Source organism: Mesorhizobium sp. M0772, from assembly GCF_040320135.1.
GTDB lineage: Bacteria > Pseudomonadota > Alphaproteobacteria > Rhizobiales > Rhizobiaceae > Mesorhizobium.
The window spans coordinates 124,134-146,033 of record NZ_JAMYPB010000009.1; the positions used below are offsets into that span (position 1 = coordinate 124,134).

A 21,900-nucleotide genomic window follows, 5' to 3' on the forward strand; every position below is an offset into this window, starting at 1 on the left:
CCGATGCGAGAGCGCGCATTGACCCGGGCAGACGGGCGGGTTAAGCGCAAACGCCGGTTTCCGGCCCGAATGGGATTGTGTTAGGAAACCAACGACAAGGGCGCCCCACCGCCCGGGACGATTATGGGGACGAGACATATGGCGGGTTCGAAATCCAGCTACGGTTATGAGGAATTGCTCGCCTGCGCCCGCGGCGAGCTGTTCGGGCCCGGCAACGCCCAGCTACCCTACCCGCCCATGCTGATGTTCGACCGCATCACCGAGATCAGCGAGACCGGCGGCGCCCACGACAAGGGCTTCATCCGTGCCGAATTCGACATCAAGCCGGACCTGTGGTTCTTCGCCTGCCATTTCATCGGCAATCCGATCATGCCGGGGTGCCTGGGCCTTGACGCCATGTGGCAATTGACGGGTTTTTACCTCGGCTGGCTCGGCGAGCCGGGCAAGGGCATGGCGCTGTCGACCGGCGAGGTCAAGTTCAAGGGCATGGTGACGCCTTCGGTCAAGAAGGTGGAATACGGCATCGATTTCAAGCGCGTCATGCGTGGACGCCTGGTGCTCGGTATCGCCGATGGCTGGCTTAAGGCCGACGGCGAACCCATATACGCTGCGACAGACCTCAAGGTGGGGCTGTCCAAGCAATCGGCCGCCTGACCGGCGCCACTGCAGCAGGGCGTTCCCGGACGCGCAACGACGCTGCGGCATTTTGATTTTGCGTATGATCGCCGGCGAAAACCGACTAGGGTTTCGGGATCATCCGCTGGAAGGAGTTGCGAATGAGAAGGGTCGTCGTCACAGGCCTCGGCATCGTATCGTCGATCGGCAACAACGCCAACGAGGTGCAATCCTCGCTCCACGATGCCAAATCAGGCATCAGCTTCTCCGATTCCTTCGCCGAACACGGCTTCCGCTGCCAGGTCTGGGGCGCGCCGACGCTCGACCCGACCCCTATGATCGACCGGCGTGCCATGCGCTTCCTGAGCCAGGGCGCGGCCTGGAACCATGTCGCGATGGACCAGGCGATCGCCGACGCCGGGCTTGGCGAAAGCGACATCACCAATGAGCGCACCGGCATCGTCATGGGCTCGGGCGGCCCCTCGACCCGCACCATCGTCGAGGCGGCCGAGACCACGCTCAAGAACAACAGCCCCAAGCGCATCGGTCCGTTCGCGGTGCCGAAGGCGATGTCGTCGACCGCGTCGGCGACGCTCGCCACCTGGTTCAAGATCCACGGCGTCAACTATTCGATCTCGTCGGCCTGCTCGACCTCGGCGCATTGCATCGGCAACGCCTACGAACTGATCCAGTGGGGCAAGCAGGATGTGATGTTTGCCGGCGGCCATGAAGACCTCGACTGGACGATGTCGGACCTGTTCGATGCCATGGGCGCGATGTCGTCGAAGTATAACGATCGTGCGCCGACAGCTTCCCGCGCGTATGACGCCAATCGCGATGGCTTCGTCATCGCGGGCGGCGCGGGCGTCCTCATCCTGGAGGAGCTCGAACACGCCAAGGCGCGCGGCGCCAAGATCTACGCTGAGATCGTCGGCTATGGCGCGACGTCGGACGGTTACGACATGGTGGCGCCGTCGGGCGAAGGCGCGGTGCGCTGCATGCGCCAGGCTCTGGCGACGGTGTCCACGCCGGTCGACTACATCAACACCCACGGCACCTCGACGCCGGTCGGCGATTCCCGGGAGATGGGCGCCATCCGAGAGGTGTTCGGCGACACGATGCCGTTCATAACCTCGACCAAGTCGCTGACCGGCCATTCGCTGGGTGCCGCCGGCGTACAGGAATCGATCTACTCGATCCTGATGATGCAAGGCGGCTTCATCGGCGAGAGCGCCCATATCGAAAACCTCGATCCCGAATTCGAGGGCATGCCGATCGTGCGCAAGCGCATCGACGACGCCAGGATCGACACGGTTTTGTCCAACTCGTTCGGCTTCGGTGGCACCAACGCAACGCTGATTTTCCAGCGCTATTCCGTATAAGGCCAGCGTTTTTTTGTAGGGGGATTGCCGGCCATGGACGGACTGATGAAGGGCAAGCGCGGGCTTGTCATGGGCGTCGCCAACGATCATTCGATCGCCTGGGGCATCGCCAGGAAATTGTCCGAACACGGAGCGGAGCTTGCCTTCACCTATCAGGGCGACGCATTCGGGCGCCGCGTCAAGCCGCTTGCCGAGAAGCTTGGCGCGTCTCTGGTGGTGCCCTGTGACGTCGAGGACAGCGCATCGGTCGCCGCCACCTTCGAGACGCTCGGCAAGGAATGGGGCGGGCTCGACTTCGTCGTCCACGCCATCGGCTTTTCCGACAAGAACGAGCTCAAAGGGCTCTACGCCGACACCAGCCGCGACAATTTCGTCCGCACCATGGTCATCTCCTGCTACTCCTTCACCGAGGTCGCCCGCCATGCCGCCCCGCTGATGAGCGAAGGCGGCGCGATGATCACGCTGACCTATGCCGGCTCTGTCCGCGTCATGCCGAACTACAACGTCATGGGCGTCGCCAAGGCCGGGCTGGAAGCCAGCGTGCGCTATCTCGCCAACGATTATGGCCCGCGCGGCATCCGGGTGAACGGCATATCGGCGGGACCGGTGCGTACTTTGGCCGGCGCCGGAATCTCGGACGCCCGCCACATGTACTCCTACCAGCAGCGCAACTCGCCGCTGCGCCGCACGGTGACCATCGACGAGGTCGGCGGCTCGGCGCTCTATCTTTTGTCCGACCTCTCGTCAGGCGTCACCGGCGAAATCCATTATGTGGATTCCGGCTATCACATCGTGTCGATGCCAACCCTGGATGAGTTGAAGCAGACCGACAGCGTACGCGATTAATTCACCAGTAAAATTAGATGCATCGGCGGAAACTCATTTTAAGGAGATATCCGCTAGAAGTCCTATGGGCTTGGGCTCTGCGCGTTCTTGCTGGGCGCAAAGGATGCTTTAGCCTTTATATTTCCCGAAAGTCGAGTTGATTTCGGGATCATGCGACAGGGACTGAGCAATGCCTGCTGTCAGCAACCCGAAGCGAACACCTGTGTTCCGGCTGCTCACCGTCGCCAGTTCGGGCCTTGGCAGTTTCATCCTTGGGCTTTGGGGCCTCCGGCATGGTTTCGGGGACGGCTTTGCCGGCATGCAGGCGGAAACCATGATCGGCATCGCGTCGGCGCTGTGCGCGCTGGCCGCCGCCGGTGCTGCCTTGTCCTTCTTCGCCGGCGTCGATGAATCGGTGGACTACGTTTTCAACGAAACCCATTTCGACAAGCTGACCGGGCTTTTGGCGCGGCCGGCGATGGTCGGCAGGATTGCCGACGCGGCGTCCGCGACGATCAGGACCGGTGAGCCGGTGTTCCTCATCGACATCGACATCGACCGCTTCAAGCAGATCAACGACGCCATCGGCTACAGCCATGGCGACGAACTGATCCGCGGCTTCACCAAGCGCTTGAAGGCCTGGATGCCCGAAGGCGCGGTGATGGGGCGCATCGGCGCCGGCGAGTTCGCTATCCTTGTCTGGGAACACCAACTCCAAAGCTCGATGGAAAGCACCGTCGAAACCATGATCGAGGAGATGCTGAAGCCGTACCAGCTCGATTCTCACCTGCAGTCGGTCGGCCTGTCGGTCGGCATCGTGGCGATGCCAAAGGATGGCGTCGATCCGGTCCTCATCCTGCGCCGCTCCAACCTGGGGCTGCAGAATGCCCGCGCCGGCGGCGTGGGCAACTGGTCGGTCTTCCATTCCGACATGGGCCAGGTCGCCGACTACCGCCACTGGGTTGAATCCGAACTGCACATCGCCTTCGACCGTGGCGATTTCGACCTTCATTACCAGCCGCAGCTCGACCTGCCGACCGGCCGTATCGTCGGCTACGAGGCGCTGATCCGCTGGAAGCACCCGGAACGCGGCATGATCCCGCCGATGGAATTCATTCCGATCGCCGAAGAGACCGGCATGATCCACCCGGTCGGCAATTGGGTGCTGAACAAGGCCTGCAGCGATGCCCGTCATTTGCCCGAGGACTGCTTCGTTGCCGTCAACATCTCGCCGGTCCAGTTCATGACCAAGGATTTCGTCGGTATCGTGCGCGATACGATGGCCAGCACCGGCATCAAGCCGTCGCGGCTGGAGCTCGAAGTGACCGAGACGGCGATGATGCAGGACCGCGACCGCGCCGCCATCATCCTGCAGCAGCTTGCCGACATGGGCATTTCGGTGGCCGTCGACGATTTCGGCACCGGCTATTCCAATCTCAGCTACCTGATCGACTTCGCCTTCGGCAAGCTGAAGATCGACCGCTCCTTCGTCAGCCGCATTGACACCGATTCGAATTCGGGCGCCGTCGTCTCTACCATCGTTGGCCTATCGCGGGCGCTCGGCGTCGGCATCATCGCCGAAGGCGTCGAGACCGAGAACCAGGCGACGCTCTTGCGGGCGGCCGGCTGCGAGATGGTGCAAGGCTATCTGTTCGGCAGGCCGGCGCCGCTCAAGATCAAGCCTGGCGATATCAGACCGACCATTCCCGTCCACGAGCCGGCGCGCATCGTCAGCATGCATTGAGGTGACCGGCGCCGTCCTATCGGCGCGCGGAGAAAACCTTGAACATGCCGTCGCGGGCGAGCTCGGCATGGCTGGAGAAGACGGCCTTCAGAACCGGCTCATAGGGCAGCTGGCGGTTCGCCACCATGAACAGCCGCCCGCCCGGCTTCAGCGCCTTGCCCGCCGCCTGGATCATGCCGGCGCCGATTTCCGGCTCGGCCGCCCGGCTGCGATGGAAGGGCGGGTTCATGACGATGGCATCATAGCGCCGCTCGACCGGCTCGCTCAGCAGATCGGTCCAGAAGAAGCCGGGCTCGAAGCCTGTCTGGCCGATATTGCCCTTGGCCGCCTCAAGCGCTTCGAAATCCGCTTCGTAAAGGTCGAGCCCTGTTATGCCGGGTGAACGTGCCGCGACCTCGGCGGTGACATAACCCCAGCCGGCGCAGAAATCCGCAATGTTGCCGCGCAGGTCTTTGGGCAGGTTGTCGACCAGAAGTTTCGAGCCGGCGTCGATCCGGTCGAAGGAGAACATGCCGGGCGCGGTGCGGAAGCGGTCCTCTACGACCAAGGCGGGATTGGCGACGCGCAGTTTTTCCGCAGGCGCCAGATCGACCGGACGGGGAAGCCAGAAGGCGATGCCGTGATATTTCGGCAGATGCCCTTCGATCGGAACAAGCTCGTCGATGCGCTTGCGCAGGCTGGCGATGCCTTCGTCCTTGCCGCCGGCGACAATGATCAGACCGCCCGGCGTGACGCGTTCGATCGCCTCGGCAATACGCATCTCGTTTAGCCCACGATGGCGGCCGGCAAGCACGAGCGCTGCATCGAATGCATCGCCTTCCGCGCGCGGCGTTACCTTGTGGCCGGCACGCTCCAGCGCTCGGAGATACGGCCGGAAACCCTGTGCAAGATGGAGCTCTGCCTCGAAGCCTTCCGGCAGGCGAAACCCAGGCTCGGCGCCCAGGAACAGCACACGCTCGCCCTTTTGCGGCAGAGGGAGCGCCCCGGCCTCGAAGGGGTGAAACAGTGTCTTCAGCGGCTCAGCGGCCATTCTTCGATTCTCATGTCGTAGACGGGTCTTAAACGAAAACGGGCGCGAAATAAGCCGCGCCCGTTCAACTCTATTGTCAGACCACTCAGGCGGCGTTTTCTTCGCCTTCGGCCTTCTTGTCGCGGGCGATTTCCTTGCCGGTGGCCTGGTCGACGACCTTCATCGACAGGCGGACCTTGCCGCGCTCGTCGAAGCCCATCAGCTTGACCCAGACCTTGTCGCCTTCCTTGACGACGTCCGAGGTCTTGGCGACCCGGTCGTTGGCAAGCTGCGAGATGTGGACGAGGCCGTCACGCGGACCGAAGAAGTTGACGAAAGCGCCGAAGTCGGCGGTCTTGACGACCGTGCCTTCGTAGATTTCGCCGACTTCCGGCTCGGCGACGATGGTATGGATCCACTTCTTGGCCGCCTCGATCTCCTTGGCGTTCGACGAAGCGATCTTGACCGTGCCGTCGTCCTCGATGTTGATCTTTGCGCCGGTCTTCTCGACGATCTCACGGATAACCTTGCCGCCGGAGCCGATCACGTCGCGGATCTTGTCGGTCGGGATGTGCATAACCTCGATGCGCGGTGCGAACTCACCGAGTTCGGGGCGGGCGCCGGTCAGAGCATGCGCCATCTCGCTGAGGATATGCTGGCGGCCGTCCTTGGCCTGGTCCAGCGCGATCTTCATGATCTCCTCGGTGATGCCCTCAATCTTGATGTCCATCTGCAGCGAGGTGATGCCGCCTTCGGTACCGGCAACCTTGAAGTCCATGTCGCCGAGGTGATCTTCGTCACCCAGGATGTCGGACAGAACCGCGAAGCGCTCGCCTTCCTTGATCAGGCCCATCGCGATACCAGCAACCGGCTTGGCCAGCGGAACGCCGGCATCCATCAGCGCCAGCGATGTGCCGCAGACGGTGGCCATCGACGACGAACCGTTGGACTCGGTGATCTCCGAGACGACGCGCAGCGTGTAGGGGAACTGGTCCGCGCTCGGCAGCATCGGACGGATAGCGCGCCAGGCGAGCTTGCCGTGGCCGATTTCGCGGCGGCCCGGCGAACCCATGCGGCCGGTCTCGCCGACGGAGTAGGGAGGGAAGTTGTAGTGAAGGAGGAACTTCTCCTTGTACATGCCGGTCAGCGAATCGACATACTGCTCGTCCTCGCCGGTGCCCAGCGTGGCAACGACCAGCGCCTGGGTCTCGCCGCGGGTGAACAGCGCCGAACCGTGCGTGCGCGGCAGGACGCCGACTTCCGAGACGATCTTGCGGACAGTCTTGAGGTCACGGCCATCGATGCGCGAACCGGTGTCGAGAATGTTCCAGCGCACGACCTTGGCCTGGAGTTCCTTGAACACCGAACCGATCTGCTCGGAGGTGTACTTGGCGTCTTCGCCTTCGGCCGGAGCGAACGCCGCCTTGACCTTCGCCTTGACGGCGTCGACGGCGGCGTAACGCTTCTGCTTGTCGACGTTTTTGTAAGCATTGCTGAGCTCGTCGCCGACGATCTTCAGCATTTCGGCTTCGAGCGCGGAGTAGTCCGGCGCCGTGAAATCGCGCGGCTCCTTGGCGGCAACTTCGGCCAGCTTGATAATGGCGTCGATCACCGGCTGGAAGCCCCTGTGGCCGAACATGACGGCGCCGAGCATCAGTTCTTCGCCGAGTTCCTTGGCTTCGGACTCGACCATCAGCACGGCGTCGGCGGTGCCGGCGACAATGAGGTCGAGCCTGGATTCCTGCATCTCATCGACATGCGGGTTGAGCACGTATTCGCCGTTGATGTAGCCGACTCGGGCGCCGCCGATCGGGCCCATGAAGGGAACGCCCGACAGCGTCAAAGCGGCCGAGGTGGCGACGATCGACAGGATATCGGGATCGTTCTCGAGGTCATGCTGGACGACGGTGACGACGATCTGGGTGTCGTTCTTGTAGCCGTCGGCGAAGAGCGGGCGGATCGGGCGGTCGATCAGGCGGGAAACCAGCGTTTCCTTTTCGCTCGGACGTCCCTCGCGCTTGAAGTAGCCGCCGGGGATCTTGCCGGCGGCGTAGGTCTTTTCCTGGTAGTTGACGGTCAGCGGGAAGAAATCGAGGCCTGGCTTCGGCTCCTTCATCGAAACGACGGTGGCGAGAACCTTGGTTTCGCCGTAGGTCGCAAGCACCGCGCCGTCAGCCTGACGTGCGATCTTGCCGGTTTCCAGGATGAGCGGACGGCCGCCCCATTCGATTTCCACTTTGTGGTAGTTGAACATATCTTGTCCTTAATAAGCGGAAAGGGCCGCGCCGTTTCACGGTGCGCGGATGCCCTTTCCCTGGCTTCCTTTCTCGGGCAGCCACGGGCAAGACAACGGGAAGCTCGGGTAGATTTCGGCGCTGGTTAGCGCACGAGCGTCCTGCAATCCTGCCCCATGACCGTCCATGGGCGGTTTCGAGTGGCCTCTGCACGCTCGAAACCGGGTCTGGCCAATCGGTGCGACTGGCAGAATGCGCGACCGGCGGGCTCTCCTTCGAAAGCCCGCCGGTCAATTCGTCAACGGCGCAGACCGAGCTTCTCGATCAACGTCTGATAGCGCGCGTCATCCTTGCGCTTGAGATAATCAAGCAGGCTGCGGCGCTGGGAGACGAGAGCGAGCAGACCACGGCGGGAATGGTTATCCTTCTTGTGGTCCTTGAAGTGGTCGGTCAGGTTCTTGATGCGCTCGGAAAGGATGGCCACCTGGACTTCCGGAGACCCGGTATCGCCCTTCGCGGTTGCGAATTCACCCATCAATTCCTGTTTGCGCTCGGCAGTAATCGACATCGTGTTTTTCCTTATCTGTTTGAGGAAACGGGTCGCCCTCAGCCGGGATGTCGTCCAGCAGGGGCCGGTGCAAGCAAAGCGACATGGCGCGATGCTGCGGCGCATATAGGGCAATTCCCCGGAAAACACCAGCCCATTCATAAAGCCGGCTTGTCGCAGCCCTTTGCTCGGGTATCCAGGATTCCCTTGACACCGAAACCTTACAGCCACTTCTTGCTTTTGAAGAAGACGATCAGCCCGACAGCAACGGCCAGCATGAACAGCAGCGAAGCCGGGTAGCCATAGTAGGCTTTCAGTTCCGGCATGTTCCACGGCGAGATCTCGGGATCGAAATTCATCCCCCAGATACCGACCAGGAAGGTTAGCGGCATGAAGATCACCGAGACGATGGTGAGATAAGAGATGACGTCGTTGGTGCGCGCCTGGCTCAGCGACAAATGCATTTCGATCAAGCCGGTCAGCATATCACGCTGGTTCTCGACCAGCTCGATCAGCCGCAATGCGTGGTCGAGCGTGTCGTTGAAGAAGATTTTCGTCTCCGGCTTCACATAGGGCACGTCGTTGCGGATCAGCGTCGCCAGCGCGTCGCGCATCGGCCACAGCACGCCCTTGAGCACATTGGCGTCGCGCCGCAATTCGTGCAGCTGGCGCATCTGATGCTTGTGAGGCGTGTTGAGCATCTCGTCCTCGATGCCATCGACCTCCTCGCTACCGGCCTCAATCGGCGGGAAATAGCTGTCGACGATGGTCGATGAGCGCATAGGCCAGATAGTCGGCGCCGCGCATCCGCAAGCGGTTGGGCAACGCTGCGGCGATGCGCTTGCGTACGGGGTCGAACGGATCGCCTTCGCGCTCCTGGAAGGTGACGACGAATTTCTTGCCGAAGAACACCGCGATCTGCTCATAGCGATGCACCTTGACGTCGTCGATCATGCGCATGACGACGAAGGCGTGGTCCTCGAAGAAGTCGACCTTCGGCCGCTGGCCGGTGTTGACGACATCTTCCAGAGCCAGTGGATGCAGGTTGAAGATCCGGCCGATCTCCTCGATCAGCTGGATGTTGGCGAGACCGGTGCAGTCCAGCCAGACGACCGGCCAGTTGTCGCAATGGGTGTTGAGATCGTCGATGCTGGCATCGTTGATGGTCTTGAATTTTTCAGGCGAGATCAGCGTCAGCCGCAGCTCGGACCGTCGCGCCGCCGGATCGGCGATCAGCGTGCCAGGCGAGGCGCCAACCGGCGGCCGCCGCGTTGTCACCGGCGCCCGCTTCTTCACCGCCTCAGCCTTTGCCATGTGCCCCTCGGATGTGACGTCGACGTAAAACTAGACGAGAGTGGTCAGCCGGCAAAGACCCGCTTCGGCTTGAACATGCCTTGCTCGATGGCGCCGATGGCGACCAGCTTGCCGCGCGCCGTGGCGCAGGCTTCCTCGGCTTCCACGGGCGCGTCGCGGCCGCGGATGATGACGGGATTGCCAAGGCGGATCTTGGTCGCCGCTTCGTCGCTGATGGCAATCTGCGGCAGGCAGTCGAGCGCGGCCGACGTGTCGACGAGCAGCGCATCGATTGCGCCAAAGTCGATCGGCGCATCGGCAACATCGGCGTCGCCCTCTCTGTCAGCTTCGCGCTGTTCGCCGAAACGGGCGGCTTCCAGTTCGGCGACGGTGACGAAATCCTCCTGGGTGAACGGCTCGACCTCGACCCGGCGCAATTCGGCGATGTGGCCGAAGCAGCCGAGGTCGCGGCCCATGTCGCGGGCCAGCGAGCGAACATAGGTGCCTTTGCCGCATTCGACCTCGAACAAGGTGTGGCCGGCAGCGTGCTCGACGATGTCCAGACGGCCGATCTCGATCTCGCGCGCGGGGATGTCGACTGTCTCGCCCCCACGAGCGAGATCGTAGGCGCGTTCGCCTGATATCTTGATGGCCGAGAATTGCGGCGGTGTCTGCATGATGACGCCGGTGTAGTTCGGCAGCAGCGCCCTGACATCGTTTTCCGCCGGACGGCGGTCGGAACTTTGCGTCACCGGGCCTTCGAGATCGTCGGTCGAACGCTCCTCGCCCCAGGCGACGGTGAACCGGTAGATTTTGGCGCCGTCCTGCACGTAAGGCACGGTCTTGGTTGCCTCGCCGAGCGCGATCGGCAGCATGCCAGAGGCCAGCGGGTCGAGCGTGCCGGCATGGCCGGCCTTTTCTGCCTGGAAAAGCCATTTGATCTTGGAGACGGCTTCGGTCGAACCCATGCCAACCGGCTTGTCCAGCACCACCCAGCCGGAGATCGGCCGTCCCTTCTTCTTGCCGCGGCGCCCCACTATTTCTCGTCCTTGTCGTTGTCTTCGCCATCGGCACCCAAGTCTCGCGCGACTTCGGGCGATTTCAGCAAATCGTTGATCCTGGCGAAATTGTCGAAGGACGTATCGAGCTTGAAGCGGAACTCCGGCATGAACTTCATCTGGCGGAGCGCGCCGGAGACGCGGCCACGGACGAACTTCGCATGCTTGTTGAGCGCGTCGATGACCGCACCCGTGTCCTTGGCGCCGAGCGGCGAAACGAAGGCCGTTGCGACCCTCAGATCAGTGGACATGCGCACTTCCGAGACCGAAACCACGGTGTTCTCGATCAGCGGGTCGATAATCTCGCCGCGCTGCAAGGTTTCCGACAGCGCATGGCGCACCTGTTCGGCGACGCGAAGCATGCGCTGGGATGGACTGGAGGCGGTTGGACGGGGCATTTTTCTCAATCCGGAAAGCGTGAGGCGCGGGATGGGACCGTGCCGCCATGTCTCATATTTGTTCTATGCATGTCGTTTATCCCGCACTTTTGGGCGACAGGCATTAAAGTTAGGGCGGCGGTCTTTCGACCACCGCCCGGTCGTATCGACGGTATACGAACTCAGAGCGTCCGGGTCACCATCTCGACGCGGAAGCACTCGATGATGTCGCCGACGCGCATGTCCTCGTAGTTCTGGAAGGCCATGCCGCACTCCTGGCCGCCCGGAACTTCCGCGACTTCATCCTTGAAGCGCTTGAGGGTCTTCAGCGTACCTTCGTGGATGACGACGTTGTCGCGGATCAGGCGCACGCCCGCTCCACGCTCGACCTTGCCTTCGGTGACACGGCAGCCGGCGATCTTGCCGACCTTGGTGATGTCGAAGATCTCGAGGATCTCGGCATTGCCGATGAAGGTCTCGCGGCGTTCCGGCGACAGCAGGCCGGAAAGTGCTGCCTTCACATCGTCGACGAGGTTGTAGATGATCGAGTAGTAGCGGATTTCGATGCCCGCGGCCGCCGCGGCCGCACGTGCCTGCACGTTGGCACGGACGTTGAAGCCGATGATCGCGGCCCCCGAGGTCTCCGCCAGCGACACGTCGCTTTCGGTGATGGCGCCGGCGCCGGCATGAACGATGCGCGCACGCACCTCGTCGGTGCCAAGCTTGTCGAGAGCGGCGTTGATCGCCTCGATCGAACCCTGCACGTCGCCCTTGATGACCAGCGGGAATTCCTTCAACCCGCTCGTCTGCAGCTGCGACATCATCTGTTCGAGCGAGCCGCGCTGGCCGGCATGGCGAGCCACTGCCTTCTCGCGCGCCAGACGCTGGCGATATTCGGTGATCTCACGGGCGCGGGCCTCGTTGTTGACGACAGCGAAGCGGTCGCCGGCTTGCGGCGTGCCCTGCAGGCCAAGCACCTCGACCGGCATTGCCGGCGGAGCCTCCTTGATCTGCTCGCCACGGTCGTTGACCAGCGCGCGCACCCGGCCCCATTCGTTGCCGGCGACGAGGATGTCGCCCGGCATCAAAGTGCCGGTCTGCACCAGTACGGTGGCGACGGGGCCACGGCCCTTGTCCAGCTGGGCTTCGATGACCACGCCCTCGGCGGTACGGTCCGGATTGGCCTTGAGGTCGAGGATTTCGGCCTGCAGCAGGATCGCTTCCAACAGCTTGTCGAGGTTGGTGCCCTTGGTCGCCGACACTTCGACGTCCAGCACTTCACCGCCCATCGATTCGACGAACACCTCATGGCGCAGCAGTTCCGACCGCACCTTCTGCGGATCGGCATCATGCTTGTCGATCTTGTTGATCGCCACGATGATCGGAACGCCGGCCGCCTTGGCATGGCTGATCGATTCGATGGTCTGCGGCATGACGCTGTCGTCGGCCGCCACCACCAGGATGGCGATGTCGGTCGCCTGAGCGCCGCGGGCGCGCATCGCCGTGAAGGCGGCGTGACCGGGCGTGTCGATGAAGGTGATCTTCTGACCGTTCTTCTCGACCTGGTAGGCGCCGATATGCTGGGTGATGCCGCCGGCTTCGCCGGAGACGACATTGGCATTGCGGATGGCGTCGAGCAGCGAGGTCTTGCCGTGGTCGACATGGCCCATGATGGTCACGACAGGCGGCCGCGACACCAGGTCCTCGGCATTGTCGGCAATGTTGAACAGGCCTTCCTCGATGTCGGACTCGGCGACGCGGCGGACCGTGTGGCCGAATTCGGTGGCGACCAGCTCGGCCGTGTCGGCGTCGATGATGTCGCCCGGCTTCAGGATCTGGCCCTGCTTCATGAAGTACTTGACCACATCGACGGCGCGCTCGGACATGCGCTGCGCCAGTTCCTGGATGGTGATGGTTTCAGGCAGGATCACTTCGCGCATAACCTTCTCGCGCGGCTCATTGTGCATCGCGCGCTTGAATTTTTCCTGGCGGCGACGCATCGACGACAGCGAGCGGGCGCGCGCGTCCTCGTCGGAAAGAGCCGTGTTGAGGGTCAGCTTGCCGCGACGACGGTCTTCCTCGGCCTTGGTCGGCTTGGCCGGGCGCGCCACTTCGGGCGTAACCGGACGGCGTACCGGGGCACCGGCGGCGGTGCGCTTCGGCTTGACCTCTTCCTCGTCGTCCGACGCCACAAGCTCGGCAGCCTGCGGCGCGCGGCGGCGCGCTTCTTCCTCGGCGCGGCGGCGGGACTCGGCCTCGGTCTGCAGGCGGGCTTCTTCCTCGGCCTGACGGCGCGCGGATTCCTCGCGCTCGCGCTTGCGGCGTTCCTCATCCTCGTTGCGGCGCTTGGCCTCTTCGATGGCGCGTTGGCGGTCCTCGACGTCGCGAACCTTGGAGCCTTCGAGCGCCCTGCGGCGCGCTTCCATTTCATTGCGCGACAGTTCGTTCAGCACCATGCCGCCGCGTTCGGCCGGCGGTGGCGGAGGCGGCGCCTTGGGCGCTTCCTGCACGACGGGGGCTGCCACTACCGCAGGCTTGGGCGTAAATACGGGTGCAGCCACCGGCTCCGGCTTGTCGCCGGGCATGGAGAATTTGCGCTTCTTGATCTCGACCTGGACCTGCTTGGTGCGGCCATGCGAGAAATTCTGTCGCACGACGCTCTGCTCGGTACCGGGGCGCTTCAGCGTCAAGGTCTTCTTCGGTGTAACACTCAACGTCTTGTCGTCGCCCGATTTCGTATCGCTCATTCCATATCCTCTGCAGCATCATCTTCGTCAGCAACGGCCGCAAGCATTGCCAGATCGTCGGGGGTTCCGCCCCGATATCGGTCGAGCGCAACCATGCGCCTCTCAACCGCCTTGCCCGCGTCTCCCGCGAGAACGGCAGCATGTATCACATTTGTACCCCCCAATGCCAAGCTCAACTCGGCCTCGGAGAAAAGTTTGTAGGCAAGGACTGCAGGCCCGCCGAGGTGGACAGTTGCCCGCCGCGCCTGACTGATCTTGCGCACGCCATCGTCGGATGCTTCGATCGCGTGGAGCACGAAAAGCGCCGACCCCGAGCGCACCGCGCTCTCGACCTTGGTTGCGCCGAGTGCGATCGAGCCAGCCTTGCGGGCAAGGCCAAGCATACCCAAAGCGGATCGTGCAAGCAGTCCGTCGACCATGCCGCCGAGATCGGGCGGCACGACGACCTGCGCCTTGAAGGCGCGGGCAAACAGGTTCTTCGCCGCCGCCTTGTCGATATGTAGGCGGTCGGCGCTCACCCAACAACCACGGCCGGGCAGATTTCTCTTCAGGTCAGGAACGACGGCCGAATCCGGGCCGACGACGAAACGGATCAGCTCATCCGGCTCGGCTTGCTTGCGCGTGACGATGCAGGTGCGATCGTTCATCTCGTCCTGGGGCGGGTTGTGTGCGATGCGGTTTCACCTCACGCACCAACGGCTTCGTCAGCCGGGACCTGTTCGGCTGCAAGCTCGTCTTCGGTGATCCAGCCGGCCTTGAGGCGGGCTGCCAGAACCATCTGCTCGGCGTCGGCGCGCGACACGCCGTGATTGGCGAGCACACCCGGGAATACCTTGGTCTCGCCGTCCTTGCGTTCCTTCCAGCCGGTCAGGTCGTCGGCGGCATAGCCGGCGAAATCCTCGATCGTCTTCACGCCATCCTCGCCGAGCGTCACCATCATGGCGGTGGTGACGCCAGGGATCTCGCGCAGTTCGTCGGTGACGCCCAGCGCCTTGCGCTTGTCGTCATGCTCGGCTTCGATCTTCTCCAGATATTCGCGGGCGCGGGTCTGGATCTCCGAAGCGGTGTCTTCGTCGAAACCGTCGATCGAGGCGATCTCGCCCGAATCGACATAGGCAACTTCCTCGACGCTGGTGAAGCCTTCGGAGGCCAACACCTGGCCGACCATCTCGTCGACATCAAGGGCTTCCATGAACAGCGACGAGCGTTCGACGAATTCCTTCTGGCGGCGCTCGGATTCCTCGGCCTCGGTCAGGATGTCGATGTCCCAGCCGGTGAGCTGCGAGGCAAGACGCACGTTCTGGCCACGACGACCGATGGCAAGCGACAGCTGGTCATCGGGAACCACCACTTCGATGCGCTCGGCATCCTCGTCGAGCACGACCTTGGCGACTTCCGCCGGCTGCAGCGCGTTGACGATGAAGGAGGCAGCCGAAGGCGACCACGGGATGATGTCGATCTTTTCGCCCTGCAATTCGCCGACCACGGCCTGGACGCGGCTGCCGCGCATACCGACGCAGGCGCCGACCGGATCGATCGACGAGTCACGCGAAATGACGGCGATCTTGGCGCGCGAGCCTGGATCGCGGGCGACCGACTTGATCTCGATGATGCCGTCATAGATTTCCGGCACTTCCATGGTGAAGAGCTTGGCCATGAACTGCGGATGGGTGCGCGACAGGAATATCTGCGGGCCGCGCTGTTCGCGGCGCACGTCGTAGACATAGGCGCGGACGCGGTCGCCGTACTTGTAGTTTTCACGCGGGATCAGCTCGTCGCGGCGGATAATCGCCTCGCCACGGCCGAGATCGACGATGACGTTGCCATATTCGACGCGCTTGACGGTGCCGTTGACTATCTCGCCGATGCGGTCCTTGTATTCGTCATACTGGCGGTCGCGCTCGGCCTCGCGCACTTTCTGCACGATGACCTGCTTGGCTGACTGGGCGGCGATGCGGCCGAAATCCATTGGCGGCAGCTGTTCGGCGATGAAGTCGCCAAGCTGGGCGTCCGGATTGCGCTCGCGGGCCGAGGAAATGGCGATCTGGGTGGCGTAGTCGTCGACCTTCTCGACCACTTCCATCAGCCGCTGCAGCTTCATCTCGCCGGTGTTGGCGTTGATGTCGGCGCGGATGTTGGTTTCCTGGCCGTAGCGCGAGCGCGCGGCCTTCTGGATCGCATCAGCCATGGCGGCAATGACGATCGACTTGTCGATCGACTTTTCACGCGCCACCGCGTCGGCGATCTGCAGCAGTTCAAGTCTGTTGGCGCTTACAACCATCTTATTTCTCCCGAGCTTGTTGCCGAGCTTTTAGGCCCGGGCGCTCATCATAGTTCCTGTTCGATTTCGTCTTCCGCGCCGCCTTCAGCACCTTCGGGTGCATCATCAGCTTCGCCGCGGCGTTTCTTGGCTTCCTTGCGTTCCCGGTTGTCCTTCGAAAGGGCATCGCGAATAAGGTCGTCGGTGAGGATCAGCCGCACATCGGCGATCGCGTCATAAGGAATGCGAACCGTCGGCTCTTCGCCGTAGGCGGCCTTGTCGCGCTCGAGCAGCATGTCGTCTTCGCCGGCTTCGGCGATCTTGCCCTTGAAGCGCTTGCGGTCGGCGACCGGCACCGAGGTTTCCATCTTCACCAGATGGCCGGTCCAGGTGACGAAATCCGACTTGCGTACCAGCGGCCGGTCGATGCCCGGCGACGACACTTCGAGATGATAGGCCTTCTCGATCGGGTCATCGACGTCGAGCGCCGGCGACACAGCGCGGCTGACCTCTTCGCAATCCTCGACGGTCATGGTGCCGTCCTCGCGTTCGGCCATGATCTGCAGCGTCAGGCCGTTCTGGCCCGACAGATGCACCCGCACGAGGCGGAAGCCAATGCCTCGCAACACCGGCTGGACGATCAGCGCGATGCGCGCATCGATACCGCTTTCGCGGATGATGCGGTCGTCGGCTTCGCTTGCCGTTGCAGTCATGCGGTTCCTGTCGTTCTCTGGATCAGGATGATCGTCGTCCCGAACCATCTCTTTGCTGATGGCTGACCGGCAGGTAATAAAAAAGAGCGGGACCGGGTGGACCCACTCTTCGTCATACCGACCAAGAATTTGAGGCTGATATAGACGATCCCTGCCGGTGTTTCAAGTCTGTTGACGGGCCGGGCAGAGTGCAGCCGGGGACGGCTGGCAGGATTGCGCGCGGCGCATGCCGGCTATGCGGTAACGGCCCTGTGATCCCGGATTTCACATCCCTATGTTGCACTGCACAAATCAAAGATGAGCGCGCGGTGGCGCGCGAAAGGTCAAGACAATGAGCAACCGTACCGTGTTTTCCGCCATAGGCGACGCCTTTGCCCTGTTCGGCAGCGCCGTTGCCGCCTCGCGGGCCGTCGAAGCCGGCCGCAAGCCGCGCGCCAACGATCTGCGCCGGCTCGGCATGGACCCGACCGCTTTCGGCAAGATCGGCCGTTTCTGAAGCCAGACCGGCTGTTGATGCGGGACACTTTCCCGCATCGAACTATTTTCTGATGCCAGACCGGCTGTCGATGCGGGACACTTTCCCGCATCGAACTATTTTCTGATGAAGGTGAGATAGGCCGGCCGTCGGCCCTCGCGAATGGCTTTCGCCTCGTAGCGTGTGCCCGGCCAGCCTTCATAGGGCCGATGCCAGTCGGCCCCACCTTGCGCCTGCCAGAGGAGCGCGCCATGCGCCCGACAGTGCAACAAGGTCCAGTTCACATAGGTGTCGATGTCGGATGCGAAGCGGAATTTTCCGCCCGGCTTCAGCACGCGCGCGAACCGATCGAGGTTGAGCGGGCTGACGAAACGCCGCTTCCAGTGCTTTTTCTTCGGCCAGGGATCGGGGTAGAGCAGATCGATGCCGTCGAGCGACGCCTGCGGCAACCAATCGAGCAGGTGCGTGGCGTCGTCATCATAAACGCGAAGATTGGCAAGCGGCTTTTCCCGCACCGCCATCATCAGCTTGGCCATGCCGTTGACGAACGGCTCGACACCGATGAAGCCGGTCGCCGGTGCCTCCGTGGCACGGTGCAGCAGATGCTCACCGCCGCCGAAGCCGATTTCCAGCCGAACCGTTGAAACATCCGCTGAGAATAGCGCGCGCAATTCTGCCGGCGCCTGGACGGAGAGGTCGAGGCCATAGGCCCCAAGACCGCTTTCCAGCGCCGCCGCCTGCTGCGGGCGAATGGTCTTGCCGTGCCGGCGGCCGAAGAACCCTTCGGTCGCGCGGCTCCGCCTGTCCTGTGGATCCATGGCCTGGTCGCGCGCCGCGCTTAGATTGAGATGAGATTTGGGATTGAGATGAGATTTGGCTGAAATCTCATCTCAATCTAATCCTTTGTTGGAGCACGATCTTTTCCAAAAAACCGGTACCCACTTTTTGGAATCATGCCTAAGCAGCGATCGCGTCCTTGAGCGCCTTGGCCAGATCGGTCTTTTCCCAGGAGAAGGACCCGTCTCGGCCGGCCTTGCGGCCGAAATGGCCGTAGGACGAGGTCTTTGCGTAGATCGGCTTGTTGAGGTCGAGATGCCTGCGGATGCCGGATGGCGACAAATCCATCACCGTGCGCAGCGCTTCCTCGAGCTTGGCCTCGTCGACCTTGCCGGTGCCGTGCAGGTCGACATAGACCGACAGCGGCTGAGCAACGCCGATGGCGTAGGACAGCTGGATGGTGCAGCGGTCGGCGAGCTTGGCCGCCACTACATTTTTGGCGAGATAGCGCGCCGCATAGGCGGCAGAGCGGTCGACCTTGGTGGTGTCCTTGCCGGAGAAGGCGCCGCCGCCGTGCGGGGCAGCACCACCGTAGGTGTCGACGATGATCTTGCGGCCGGTCAGGCCGGCGTCGCCGTCCGGTCCACCGATGACGAACTTGCCCGTCGGGTTGATGTACCACATGCAATCGTCGGCGATCTTGAGGTCGCCGAGCGCCTCACGGATGTAAGGCTCAACGACCTTGCGGACCTTCTTGGAATCCCAGGTCGCGTCGAGATGCTGCGTCGACAGCACGATCTGCGTCGCTTCGGCGGCTTTGCCATCGACATAGCGAACGGTGACCTGGCTCTTGGCGTCGGGTCCGAGCTTGCCGGCTTCGCCGTTGTTTTCGTGACGGGCAGCGGCGAGCAGTTCGAGAATCTTGTGGCTGTAATAGATCGGCGCCGGCATCAGGTCCGGGGTCTCGCGGCAGGCATAGCCGAACATGATGCCCTGGTCGCCGGCACCCTCTTCGCCCTGGCGGTCGGCGGCGTTGTCGACTCCCTGGCCGATGTCGGGCGACTGGCCGTGCAGCAGAACCTCGATCTTTGCCGTCTTCCAGTGGAAGCCGGCCTGCTCGTAGCCGATTTCGCGGATCGCCTTGCGGGCGACCGACTTGAACTTGGCCGGGTTGACGACCGAATGCCCGGCGGCGTCCTTGAGGATGTTGCCGGCTTTGTCCCGCTTCAGCAGAGTATCGGGAACCCTTACTTCGCCGGCGATGACGACGCGGTTGGTGGTTGCGAGCGTCTCGCAGGCGACGCGGACTTTCCATGGGTCCATGCCGGTCTTCTTGGCCTCGCGATAGACCAGATCGACGATCTCGTCCGAGATGCGGTCACAGACTTTATCGGGATGACCCTCGGCCACGGATTCCGAGGTGAAGAAGTAGTTCTGCCGCGTCACGGGTGTCCCCTCTTGAAAAAACGATCGGCAGGGCTGCCGATTTTGGCGCGCCACGTGTTAACGGTGCCGGGCGCCGCTCGTCAAGCGGTGCCGCGGTTCTGGCATGAGTGTCGCAGCAATATATCTTGTACCACCGGCGGCCTGGCACCGCCGGCAGTCGAGCCTCTGGGCTACTCGGGCCCGGGGGATTACTGGGGCCAATGGGTCAATCGACCCACCGAATCACTCGGCATCTTCGGCAGAAAGGGACTTCACAAGGTCGATAATCCGGCGGCGTACCTTCACATCCGCGATCTTCACGAACGCGCGGTTGAGTTGAAGTCCTTCCGGACTGCCGCAGAATTCGACGGCGAAGGCCATCGAAGTGTCCTCGGCAAATCCTCTATTACCCACCGGCTCCTGCCCTGGCGCATCCTCGAAAAAGAAGGCGACAGGCACGCTGAGTATCGAGGCTATTGCCTGCAGACGACTGGCGCCGACGCGGTTCGTTCCTTTTTCATATTTTTGGATCTGCTGAAACGTAATACCGAGATTTTCACCAAGCTTTTCCTGGCTCATTCCAAGCATATTGCGCCGAAGGCGGACGCGACTTCCGACATGGATGTCGATCGGATTCGGTTTCTTCTTGTTTTCTTCTGTCATTTTTTCCTCGCCGAATTTTTCCGGCCTTTTCTATTTTTCTCGCCCAAACGAAGCCGGAGCCAACTGCCCCAACAGAAACACCAACCGACTTCGAGAAAATTAGGCGGTAACAGTATGAGTTTCTAATGTGTCGACTGTCAATTCACCCGTAGCCGTTGCCTTACGTTCAAGCTGAGGGCGATTGCGGCAAACACCAACATGATCAGCATTCCGTTAATGCGCCGCCCCGCGGCGGAGATGAAGGCTTGGCCGGAGATCGGCACCCGCACGTCGATGGCGCCACGTGCATCGACCGCCAATGCGTCGACGATGCGTCCCCGCGTATCGACAACGGCGGAAATGCCGTTGTTGGCGGCGCGCAACAACGGCAATCCGTTTTCCACCGCGCGAATCTGAGCCTGCCTGAAATGCTGGTACGGCCCAGGCGTGTCGCCGAACCATGCGTCGTTGGTGACGTTTACAATAAGCTGGGATGACGTTGCGTCAACAGCCACAAGATCAGGAAAGATCACCTCGTAGCAAATGAACGGCAAGGCGCTGATGCCGCCGGGCAGAGCGATCGGATGGCGCTCGTTGCCGGCGGCGAAGTTCATCGGCCCGGCGACGAGCTGTCCGATGCCGAAGCGGCTGAGCAGACCGGAAAACGGCAGATACTCGCCGAACGGCACCAGATGGACCTTGTCGACGGCATCAGCGATTTCGCCCTTGTCATCGATCGCCACCACCGAATTGTAGTAGCGGCTGTCGGCATCCGCCCCGGATCCGCGCTCCTCGCGCACGACGCCGGCAATCAGCATCTTACCAGGCTGCAGCATGTCGCCGAGCGCGGTCAGCGCGTCCGGACGCTCGGTGAACAGGAAGGGTACCGAGGTCTCCGGCCACAGGATCAACTGCGGTTTGTTATGGCCGGGATCGGGCGCTGCGGCCGACAGGCCCATCATCGTGGCGAAGATGCGGTCGCGCACCGAGGCGTCCCATTTTTCGCTGAGGTCGACATCCGGTTGCACGATACGGACATCGAGAGTGCGGGTTGTCGGCTTGTCGGGGGTCGCGAGCCTGAAATAGCCGAAGCCAGCATGGGCGGCGACGAGAATGGCAAGCAGGACCACACCGAGACGGACATGCCGGCGTGCTGCAAGCAAGGCCGGCATGGCGAAGACAAAGACCGCCAGCGCGTTCATGCCGACCATGCCGGTCACCGACACGCTTTGCATCAACAGCGGCACGGGCATCGCCGCATAGCCGACGGCATTCCAGGGAAAGCCGGTGAACAGGAAGCCGCGCAGCCATTCCGTCAGGCCAAAAGCAAAGGCAAGGGCGGCAACGCGGCCAATATCGTTGGTCCATAACAGCCGCGCGACGACGGTGGCGAAGCCGTAGAAAAATGCCAGCGCCAAAGGAATGCCGACGACCGCGAAGGGTAAGGCCCAGGCGAAACTGTCGGCCTCGACCAGAAGCGCCTCGCCGATCCACCATAGGCCGGCGAGGAAATAGCCGAAGCCGAACCACCAGCCGATGGCAAAAGCCGGCCGCAGGCGCCTGAGCCAGCCGTCGGAAGCCTCGCCGGTGGCGCCGTCGAGCAGCCAGACCAGCAGTGGAAACGAGACGAAACAGACGGCGAAGAAATCGTAAGGCGCCTGGGCGAGCACCGCCAGCGCCCCGGCAAGAAACGCCACCAGCGCGCGCCGCCAGCCCCAAAGCAGAATTATCCGGCCGGCAAGGCGCTCCATACAGACTTCCCAGGTCGCGCGAATCA

18 protein-coding genes and 1 pseudogene are annotated in these 21,900 nt (G+C 62.7%); 5 read left to right on the forward strand and 14 right to left on the reverse strand.

Features of this window, described 5'->3' with window-relative positions; translation table 11 throughout:
* Window positions 1–138: 138 nt before the first annotated feature.
* The 4 genes from fabA (at window position 139) to NKI06_RS08845 (ending at window position 4,566) form a co-directional block, all read left to right on the forward strand.
* Window positions 139–654 carry a 3-hydroxyacyl-[acyl-carrier-protein] dehydratase FabA gene (fabA, locus tag NKI06_RS08830; protein WP_023669566.1) on the forward strand — a complete coding sequence of 172 codons (516 nt, stop codon included), beginning with the start codon at window positions 139–141 and terminating at the stop codon, window positions 652–654.
* Window positions 655–776: 122 nt separating this feature from the next.
* Window positions 777–1,997, forward strand: a complete 1,221-nt coding sequence (gene fabB / locus NKI06_RS08835) for a beta-ketoacyl-ACP synthase I (protein ID WP_352984904.1) — start codon at window positions 777–779, stop codon at window positions 1,995–1,997.
* Between the two features lie 33 nt (window positions 1,998–2,030).
* The gene (fabI, locus tag NKI06_RS08840; RefSeq protein ID WP_023669564.1) at window positions 2,031–2,843 is read left to right on the forward strand and encodes an enoyl-ACP reductase FabI; all 813 of its coding nucleotides are present in this window, start codon (window positions 2,031–2,033) and stop codon (window positions 2,841–2,843) included.
* A gap of 169 nt (window positions 2,844–3,012) precedes the next feature.
* Window positions 3,013–4,566 carry a putative bifunctional diguanylate cyclase/phosphodiesterase gene (locus tag NKI06_RS08845; RefSeq protein ID WP_352984905.1) on the forward strand — a complete coding sequence of 518 codons (1,554 nt, stop codon included), beginning with the start codon at window positions 3,013–3,015 and terminating at the stop codon, window positions 4,564–4,566.
* Window positions 4,567–4,582: 16 nt separating this feature from the next.
* On the opposite strand, the gene NKI06_RS08850 is transcribed toward NKI06_RS08845, so the two are convergent.
* From NKI06_RS08850 to rimP, 10 genes and pseudogenes are all read right to left on the reverse strand, one after another.
* The gene (locus NKI06_RS08850) at window positions 4,583–5,596 is read right to left on the reverse strand and encodes a class I SAM-dependent methyltransferase (protein WP_352984906.1); all 1,014 of its coding nucleotides are present in this window, start codon (window positions 5,594–5,596) and stop codon (window positions 4,583–4,585) included.
* Between the two features lie 85 nt (window positions 5,597–5,681).
* On the reverse strand, window positions 5,682–7,829 hold the full coding sequence (gene pnp, locus NKI06_RS08855) for a polyribonucleotide nucleotidyltransferase (RefSeq protein WP_023682005.1): 2,148 nt from the start codon (window positions 7,827–7,829) through the stop codon (window positions 5,682–5,684).
* Between the two features lie 278 nt (window positions 7,830–8,107).
* On the reverse strand, window positions 8,108–8,482 hold the full coding sequence (gene rpsO, locus NKI06_RS08860; protein WP_280790898.1) for a 30S ribosomal protein S15: 375 nt from the start codon (window positions 8,480–8,482) through the stop codon (window positions 8,108–8,110).
* Window positions 8,483–8,577: 95 nt separating this feature from the next.
* Window positions 8,578–9,670, reverse strand: a pseudogene (corA, locus tag NKI06_RS08865) (magnesium/cobalt transporter CorA).
* A 44-nt stretch (window positions 9,671–9,714) separates the two neighbouring features.
* On the reverse strand, window positions 9,715–10,686 hold the full coding sequence (gene truB / locus NKI06_RS08870; RefSeq protein ID WP_023818824.1) for a tRNA pseudouridine(55) synthase TruB: 972 nt from the start codon (window positions 10,684–10,686) through the stop codon (window positions 9,715–9,717).
* A complete protein-coding gene (gene rbfA, locus NKI06_RS08875; protein ID WP_023669558.1) occupies window positions 10,686–11,105 on the reverse strand; it encodes a 30S ribosome-binding factor RbfA in 420 nt (139 codons plus the stop codon). Before rbfA ends, truB begins: the two co-directional genes overlap by 1 nt.
* 161 nt (window positions 11,106–11,266) lie before the next feature.
* On the reverse strand, window positions 11,267–13,831 hold the full coding sequence (gene infB / locus NKI06_RS08880; RefSeq protein WP_023669557.1) for a translation initiation factor IF-2: 2,565 nt from the start codon (window positions 13,829–13,831) through the stop codon (window positions 11,267–11,269).
* Window positions 13,828–14,478, reverse strand: a complete 651-nt coding sequence (locus NKI06_RS08885) for an RNA-binding protein (RefSeq protein WP_023823755.1) — start codon at window positions 14,476–14,478, stop codon at window positions 13,828–13,830. Before NKI06_RS08885 ends, infB begins: the two co-directional genes overlap by 4 nt.
* 38 nt (window positions 14,479–14,516) lie before the next feature.
* Window positions 14,517–16,112, reverse strand: a complete 1,596-nt coding sequence (gene nusA, locus NKI06_RS08890) for a transcription termination factor NusA (protein WP_023669555.1) — start codon at window positions 16,110–16,112, stop codon at window positions 14,517–14,519.
* Between the two features lie 47 nt (window positions 16,113–16,159).
* Window positions 16,160–16,804 (reverse strand): ribosome maturation factor RimP, encoded by a 645-nt coding sequence (rimP, locus tag NKI06_RS08895; RefSeq protein WP_023669554.1) that lies wholly within the window; start codon window positions 16,802–16,804, stop codon window positions 16,160–16,162.
* Between the two features lie 331 nt (window positions 16,805–17,135).
* Between rimP and NKI06_RS08900 the strand changes: the two genes are divergently transcribed.
* Entirely contained in the window at window positions 17,136–17,300 is a 165-nt protein-coding gene (locus tag NKI06_RS08900) for a hypothetical protein (RefSeq protein WP_023669553.1), read from the forward strand.
* 95 nt (window positions 17,301–17,395) lie between these two features.
* On the opposite strand, the gene trmB is transcribed toward NKI06_RS08900, so the two are convergent.
* The 4 genes from trmB to lnt form a co-directional block, all read right to left on the reverse strand.
* Complete coding sequence (gene trmB, locus NKI06_RS08905; protein ID WP_352984908.1) at window positions 17,396–18,097, reverse strand: tRNA (guanine(46)-N(7))-methyltransferase TrmB; 702 nt, start codon at window positions 18,095–18,097, stop codon at window positions 17,396–17,398.
* A 139-nt stretch (window positions 18,098–18,236) separates the two neighbouring features.
* Window positions 18,237–19,502, reverse strand: coding sequence for a methionine adenosyltransferase (metK, locus tag NKI06_RS08910; RefSeq protein WP_023669551.1), 1,266 nt, complete (start codon window positions 19,500–19,502; stop codon window positions 18,237–18,239).
* A 222-nt stretch (window positions 19,503–19,724) separates the two neighbouring features.
* Window positions 19,725–20,144: a helix-turn-helix domain-containing protein gene (locus NKI06_RS08915; RefSeq protein ID WP_023669550.1), complete on the reverse strand. Its 420-nt coding sequence runs from the start codon at window positions 20,142–20,144 to the stop codon at window positions 19,725–19,727.
* Between the two features lie 137 nt (window positions 20,145–20,281).
* Window positions 20,282–21,874, reverse strand: a complete 1,593-nt coding sequence (lnt, locus tag NKI06_RS08920) for an apolipoprotein N-acyltransferase (RefSeq protein ID WP_352984910.1) — start codon at window positions 21,872–21,874, stop codon at window positions 20,282–20,284.
* Between the last annotated feature and the right edge of the window lie 26 nt (window positions 21,875–21,900).